Genomic DNA, 7,368 nt, shown 5'->3' with positions numbered 1-7,368 from the left:
GACATAAGCTGGCTGATGCGCAACCTCAATGAGCACATTGCCCGCGAAGCCAATAAAGAGGATGGTTGCACAGGCCGGTTTTATTCGTTGCCATCCATGGCACTCACCCTTCGGGCCAGCTAAAGCTGTTCAAATTTATTCTCTATAAATTTGTGGGAAGGGCGATTCAAATCACAAGCATTGTTAGATGAAAGTGCCGTGTTAGCCTGTATAGCCTATGTGGATTTAAACCCTATTAGAGCCAAAATGGAAAGCACACCTGAAACCTCAAAACACACCAGTATTCAAACCCGTATTCACTCGCTCATCAAAGGTGAACAACCCAAAAAGTTGATGCGTTTTGTAAGCAATCACAGACAAGACATGCCAAAAGGTATCGCTTACAGCCTGATTGATTACTGTGAATTGGTAGATACAACCGGTAGATGTATTCGAGAAGATAAAGCAGGCCATATCGAACAGCACCATAATCCCATTCTTGCGCGCCTTGGCCTTAACTCAGAACAATGGTTAACCTTAACCACTGAGTTCGAACAACACTTTCATACCGCCGTTGGTAGCGAACACATGCTACAACAATTTAAACACCACACCGACCATCAACGCATACGAGGAATGACAAAAGCGAGGGTGCTATTACAACAAGCTTGAGTCACAACTAAAATTCACATCATCCACTTCCAGACTATGGAAGCGTAATTCTGCTGCCTGAAACTTGAACTAAATCACAGGTTTAAGCACATATAACCTATCAACCCACAGTTGCTCCAAAACTTTTGGTTTAAACACCCAAAAGAACACATATTGACACCACTTGATGCTTGTTGATTTTGAAACAATTGGGTACTTTATTGTTTTGGGTGTCTAGGTTGGGTGCTGACTCATTCATGTAAAGCGTCAATTGGAAGAGCTAGACACTAATATTGAAACGTTTAACAAAATAGCGAGCCAGTACATATTTTAATGAAGTAAATAATGGTGCAGGTTACCCTAAAGGACAAGATATATCGACATCGATGGGGTTACCCCTCATGTAACATAATAGTGGTGACTAATGGATACGTTGGATGGTTTGAAAACGGTTATAGCAGTCGTAAATACTGGTTCTTTTACTGCTGCTGCAGAAAAACTAGGTATTTCTAAGGGATTGGTCAGCAAGTATGTTCGCCAAATTGAAACCGAGTTAGATGTTCGCATTTTTAATAGAAATACTCGTTCAAATGTTTTGACAGACGCGGGAATTCAGTATTACCAACATGCATTAAAATTATTAGAACACTACGACACTATGTTGGATGATGTGCTTCGAAAACAATCAAGTCCAAAAGGGTTGTTGCGGATTAGTTGTCCTATTGCCATTGGAGAACATATCATTTCATCATTATTACCAGATTTTTCTGACCTATATCCTGAAATCAAAGTGGAGCTAGTTCTCAATAATCGAGCGGTTAATATGTTGCAAGAAGACATTGATATTCGTATAAAAAGTGGTGGGGTTGAAGATTCTAATATGATTGCAAGACCACTATTTAAATGGCCTATGATTATCTGCGCATCTAAAACATACCTTGAAAATCGTAATACCCCTTTGACGCCGGATGAACTAAGCGAACACAAATGCGTAATAGATAACAATATGCAAGATGGTCAGAATTGGACATTTGTGACGAAAAATGGCGAGCAACATACTTTAGATGTGCAATGCAACTTGGCAAGTAATAACCCGCAAGTTGTTGCTAACATCATTAAAGCTGGAGGAGGGATTGGTCGCATCGCTAAAATTCCGGTACATGAAGAACTGGCGTCAGGTGAACTTATTGAGCTATTTAAGGATTATGCCCCCATGATTTTTGATACATTTTTAATCTATCCACATCGCAAGCACATCCCGCAAAAAGTACAATGTTTCATAGATTTTGCGCTATATAAATGTCACTCGCTACCAAACTGATCTTATTCCAAAAATTACCCGAATTCTGAATAAGCCGAGCTTCTCGATAACGCTATTTTGTGTCTTGAGGCGTTGAATTATAATATTAAATTGTATTTGAACGACACATCCTATCTTTTATACGGACTCCTTTCGTTTTTGGTTAACACCCTTGTCGCTTCGCTAGGGTGCCGGAGTCCATACATCGAACTCAGGTTAAGGTTTTTATTCTATTGTCTACGTACAGTAAACATAGTGTTTTTAATATGAGTGTTTTTTATTTTTTATCTTGACGCTAAGCTTTGTATTTAGTTCACAAAGGTTATGGCAGGTACTATGGCAAATTCCGTTTTCATTCAACATTCTACTTTATGTAAAAGAATATCTGCTCGTTTGCAACAAGCCGGCTTATCGGTTGAACGAGCGGATATAGAAGCGAGTATAATGGTTGAGGCAGACTTGCTAGGTGTGCCTTCTCATGGTGTACGAATGTTACCTAATTTGTTAGCTGCAATTAACGATGGGCGATTGTCGGTTACGCCATCTGAAAAAGTGATTAAATCTTTTGGTGCAATCAGTGTGCTAGATTTTGACAATGGGCCTGGTCGATATAGCGCCATAACTGCTATGAACAGGGCAGTTGAGCAGAGCAAAGAGTTTGGTGTGGGCGTCTGTTTAGCTAAAAATACCAGTCATTGGGGGCGAGGCCATGCATATGCTTGCCGTGCAGCGCAGCAAGGATGTATCGGTATTTGCACAACTAATGCTATTCCTAGTATGGCTGCGTGGGGCGCGACTCAGCGTATTATTGGTAACAATCCTTTAGCTATCGGTATTCCTAACATTATTAGTGAGCACCCCATTGTATTAGACATGGCGATGAGTCAAGCAGCAGTAGGAAAAGTGGCCACAATGCTAAGAGAAGGGACAGTATTGAATGAACCATTAGGCTACGACTTACAAGGTAATTCGAGTACGGACGCGCAAGATATACTAGCTGGTGCCGTTTGGCCTATGGGATTGCATAAAGGTGAAGGTTTGGCACTGATGATGGAAATGCTCACAGCTACTTTAGCCGGCAGCGCTTTTAGTTTTCAGTTATTGAACAAAGATAACAGTGGTGTTGATCCATATGCGAGTAAGATATTTATTGCACTTAACGTTAGTGAATTTGTTGCTCTAGAGCACTTTTATCAACATACGGCAGATCTGTTTACGCATTTAAAAAACAGTACGCCAAATTTTAAGTACCCAAGTGAACGAGGTTGGCAGGCAAAACAAGAAAACTTACTGAAAGGGATACCTTTGCATGAAGAAATCATTGACCAATTAAAAGCGGTTAATGTGACCTTTTAGCATGGTCGTTATTTTAAACATGATAAATATAGAAGTGAATATATGAACAAGCTTGTTATTGCAATAGTTATTCTTGCATTCAGTCACACTGCGTGTGCAGTTAATTTGTCTCGTGCTAATAAAACCATAGGAGTATGGACAGCAGACGCCATTATCGAACGGCATCAACCTACTATCAATGTACTCACTAAACACGGTTGGGATCATTCAAATAGTATTGTGTTACATGGTATTGAAAAGATATATCGACAGAACCCAAAACCTAGTTATTTAGCGTACATCAAGGGATTTGCAGATGATTATGTTAATGAAGATGGCACTATCACAGGGCTGTTAACCACTTTAGATGGCATTCACCCTGGCGTTGTGTGTCTTTTTTTATATGAAATAACTGGGCAACAAAAGTATCGGCTGGCCGCTAAAACCATGCGGGATCATATTATGGGTAATGAAAATCACGCCTCCGTATTTGCTAAAACACCAGATGGGGTCTTTTGGCATAAAAATAATGTGAAATACAAAAATGTGGCATCTGTAGATGGGTTATACATGAAAGACCCATTTTTAGTACGTTATGGGTTAACTTTTAACGAGCCAAATACTGTGGATATGGCACTAAATCAAGTATTACTTGTTTCGGCACGGTCTTTTAATATAAAGAATAATCTGGCTTTTCATGCTTGGAGTTATGAAAAAAGTAAACCTTGGTCAGATCCAATAACAGGCCAAGCAACGCAACATTGGTCAAGGGCTTCAGGTTGGTTTTCAATGGCATTGGTAGATATATTGGAATATTTACCTCAAACTCATCCAAAGTATTCTAAGATCCACACCCTGTTTAAGCGAGTTGTGCTGGGTATTACACAGGCACAAAACCCTAAAACCGGATTATGGTATCAAGTCCTTGATAAATATGAACAAAAAGGTAATTACCCTGAAGTTAGCGGCAGTGGAATGATGATTTATGCAATCAAAAAAGGTATTGATTTAGGATTAATTTCTGATGATTATTTAGCTGCAGCCACAGCCGGCTGGCAAGGATTGAATAAGTACATTAAAGTCTACTCAGATAACGGGCCGCAAGTCACTTCAGTTGCGCCAGGAATGAGTAGTCAAAACAACTATCAAGCTTATGTTGATATTGCTCCTATTAGTGTTCCAAGAGCCCAAGTAAAACAATATTCTCATGGTTATGTGGGAGTATTAATGGCTGCTTCGGTAATGGAGAGTTTTGATTAATCTAGGGTGAATTCAGATACTGAAATTGGACGATAGAAATAATAATCTTGCATGTTATTTCAGCTTAATTGAGCAGAACCAAAATCATCAAGTGCAATAGAAAAACCTTTTTGTCTGGATTCTTTAGTCATATTCAAACAATGTTCCAAATCTGTCATCATGATAATTTCGAATTGGAAATTCGTCTCCACCAATACAAGCTTACATATTGCTGTCATCTCATAATCTATTCACAAGCGCTTATCGAAGCGCTTATCGAGACAGCCATTGTAACAAAACGACTTAGTGATGACTTGGTGAAGTGTGGGTTGTTACACAAAAAGTTTTCGTGGCTGGCATACATATTAGTAAAATTACACCGACCGCCGCCCGACATTAAAATTTTACCACCAATACGTTTAGCGTGATCAAGCACAGATACGCTTCGCCCACGTTTATCCGCTTGCGCTGCGCAAAACAAACCAGCAGCACCTGCACCTATTACTACTACATCAACTTTATTCAAAACTTCGCTGTTCAACACTTCTGTTCTCAAGGAAATATCTAAAAGGTGTTAATTATGGCCGAGATTATAAGGTAATAAGTGATAAATTACTGCTAAGATTCACACTCAAAGAAGATAGGTTACTTATGTCAAATACCACACTAAAAACTAACGAACTGATTGATTTAAGTCATCGCATATTCGATGGCTTAATTACCTATAAAGGCTTACCCCCGCCTATCATGTGCGACTATTTAAGCCGCGAAAAATCAAAAGAAATCTACGGTGATGATTACCAAGTACAAATAGGTAAAATTGAAATGGTCAGTAATACTGGCACTTATCTGGACTCTCCTTTTCACTTTGATCCCCAAGGTGATGATTTGGGTGACTTAGCGTTAGAGCTTTTAGCAGACTTACCTGCAGTTGTGGTTAATGTAAAAGACCAAATAGAAATTGGTATAGACAACTTCAAGGGTTTGGATGTAGCGGGCAAAGCAGTATTGATATACACCAACTGGAGCCAACATTGGAACACTGAGCATTATTTTGAAAACCACGCTTTTATCACTGAGCAAGTAGCAATTTGGTTAGTGGATAATGGCGCCAAATTGGTGGGAATAGATACCCACAACATCGACGATACACGAGGCATGTTACGCCCAGTACACAAACATTTACTGGGAAACAATGTGCTGATTGTTGAACATATGACGAATTTAGATCAACTGCCTTCAAGCGGATTTAGATTTTTTGCCGTACCACCCAAAATTACTGGAGTAGGCACATTTCCGGTGCGAGCTTTTGCTAAAATAGCTTTATCATAACCAGCCGTTTTGATGAGCGATTCTAGCGGCTTCTACTCGATTTTTAGAAGGGCAAAGAAGACACCCATTCTTAAAAAGTAGCAAAAACGTGGCCTTGTTCTAAGCTTTAAGGTTCTCAAACAACCACGGATGGTCTGTTATGCCTCAACCACGTAAAAACCAAGTCAGTTTAATCGATACGCCTTATTACCATTGTGTTTCCCGCTGCAAATCAATAGGTTCAGAGACTGACGAATCCCCACGAATATTCAATCATTAAAATTATCTGCGATCATAGCTCTGAGATTTAATTCTGCCATTTCATATTGCTCGCAAAGTAATATGAAATGCTTATCTACGAAGCCTCGCAAGCCTAAATAGTGAAACGATAATACTCGTCTAATCTTAATAGTGTTCGCTTGATAACGACGATGTAAGCCAACCATGAACATTGCCAAGCCTATAATGTTAGCCAGAATACTGGCAAGTGTGGCAATGAGGATGAGTACTGCAATACGGTGCACGAATCGACTTTTATGATGTTCAAAACCTAATCCAAATAAGCTACTTTTGATATCTCTAAACTCTTCTTCAATTTGCATACGCAGTCGATAAATGGCGACTATTTTTTTACCTAAAGACTTGGTTCGAGGAAGTGAGGTGGCAATTAACCAAGGGTCTGTAGCGCCTCTTGCATGGATCTTTGAGTACTTAGATTGTCTGACAATGTTATGCCGAGTTAAACTATGCCGCCCTTTGTTTTTGCCTTTAAATAACACCAAGGTACATGTTAAAGGTTGGCTGCGACAAATTTGGCTGGTGAATCCTATAGGTTGGCTAGTAGCTCGCTTGTATAACTCAGAGGTATGCTCCCAATCTTCTTTCTGATTAACGTACATCATTGGCTTTCGGATTCTTCCTGCAAAGTCCCAGCCCAATGCGATGACTTCTCTAAACCAAGTCGTTTTATAGCCGGCATCGGTAACAATTATCGGTTTAGCGTCGTCATTGATAATCGTCTTTAGTTTTGTCAAGAATGCCTTGTGCGTACACCGTTTTTCTTTTGTATTCATACCATGAACTTCTTGATAAATAGCCACTCCTCGGCCATTAAAGGCCACTGAAGCCCTTAGCAAAAAGCAGCCTTTATGCTGTCTAAATCCGACCAGTCAATCAGAATAATAGGGCGTGACGAAGCACTCGCATATTGCGTATAGATTGCTCGATAAATAGATAATTGTTCATTCACAATGTGTTTATTAGACAATAAACGGTCGGCTCGTTTGATGCGATGTTTTTCATATGCTGCTGATGAAATCCCACGTCCCATGCAGGTTACACTGGCTGTAGCTCCATTTAACAAACTGCTCACACAACTCGTTAATGACGCTCGTCTAACTTTATGCATTTTAGGCGTGACAGCTGTAAGGAACTTCTTCAAAATAACAACTTCATTCATGGTATTGGTCTTTAGAGATGTTTGGCGATTGATCTGATCACCAAATACCTTGAATGTTCCAAATTATTTTAACAATGACTTACCAACTTATTTC

The 7,368-nt window shown here is 39.6% G+C and carries 6 protein-coding genes and 3 pseudogenes; 6 read left to right on the top strand and 3 right to left on the bottom strand.

All coding sequences use genetic code 11. The annotated features are described in order from the left end of the window. The 4 genes and pseudogenes from ABJK37_RS05550 to ABJK37_RS05535 form a co-directional block, all read left to right on the top strand. Positions 1–651, top strand: a pseudogene (locus tag ABJK37_RS05550) (hypothetical protein); the annotation flags it as partial. Between the two features lie 403 nt (positions 652–1,054). After that, positions 1,055–1,951: a LysR family transcriptional regulator gene (locus ABJK37_RS05545; protein WP_348350956.1), complete on the top strand. Its 897-nt coding sequence runs from the start codon at positions 1,055–1,057 to the stop codon at positions 1,949–1,951. A 315-nt stretch (positions 1,952–2,266) separates the two neighbouring features. Then, a complete protein-coding gene (locus ABJK37_RS05540) occupies positions 2,267–3,286 on the top strand; it encodes an Ldh family oxidoreductase (protein ID WP_348350954.1) in 1,020 nt (339 codons plus the stop codon). Positions 3,287–3,328: 42 nt separating this feature from the next. Then, entirely contained in the window at positions 3,329–4,525 is a 1,197-nt protein-coding gene (locus ABJK37_RS05535; RefSeq protein ID WP_348350952.1) for a glycoside hydrolase family 88 protein, read from the top strand. Positions 4,526–4,799: 274 nt separating this feature from the next. Here the strand turns inward: ABJK37_RS05535 and ABJK37_RS05530 are convergent. After that, positions 4,800–5,030, bottom strand: a pseudogene (locus ABJK37_RS05530) (FAD-dependent oxidoreductase); the annotation flags it as partial. 125 nt (positions 5,031–5,155) lie between these two features. Here ABJK37_RS05530 and ABJK37_RS05525 point away from each other — a divergent pair. Together ABJK37_RS05525 and ABJK37_RS05520 are read left to right on the top strand one after the other, a co-directional pair. Then, positions 5,156–5,836, top strand: a complete 681-nt coding sequence (locus tag ABJK37_RS05525) for a cyclase family protein (RefSeq protein WP_348350950.1) — start codon at positions 5,156–5,158, stop codon at positions 5,834–5,836. A gap of 139 nt (positions 5,837–5,975) precedes the next feature. Then, positions 5,976–6,044 (top strand): annotated as a pseudogene (locus ABJK37_RS05520) (Type I secretion system protein TolC); the annotation flags it as partial. A 40-nt stretch (positions 6,045–6,084) separates the two neighbouring features. Here the strand turns inward: ABJK37_RS05520 and ABJK37_RS05515 are convergent. Beyond that, positions 6,085–6,915: an IS4 family transposase gene (locus ABJK37_RS05515; protein WP_348350958.1), complete on the bottom strand. Its 831-nt coding sequence runs from the start codon at positions 6,913–6,915 to the stop codon at positions 6,085–6,087. A gap of 29 nt (positions 6,916–6,944) precedes the next feature. Further along, positions 6,945–7,274, bottom strand: a complete 330-nt coding sequence (locus tag ABJK37_RS05510; protein WP_348350948.1) for a hypothetical protein — start codon at positions 7,272–7,274, stop codon at positions 6,945–6,947. Between the last annotated feature and the right edge of the window lie 94 nt (positions 7,275–7,368).

The sequence above is a fragment of the Paraglaciecola sp. genome (genome assembly GCF_039964565.1).
GTDB lineage: Bacteria > Pseudomonadota > Gammaproteobacteria > Enterobacterales > Alteromonadaceae > Paraglaciecola.
This window is presented reverse-complemented; position numbering and strand designations above follow the sequence as displayed.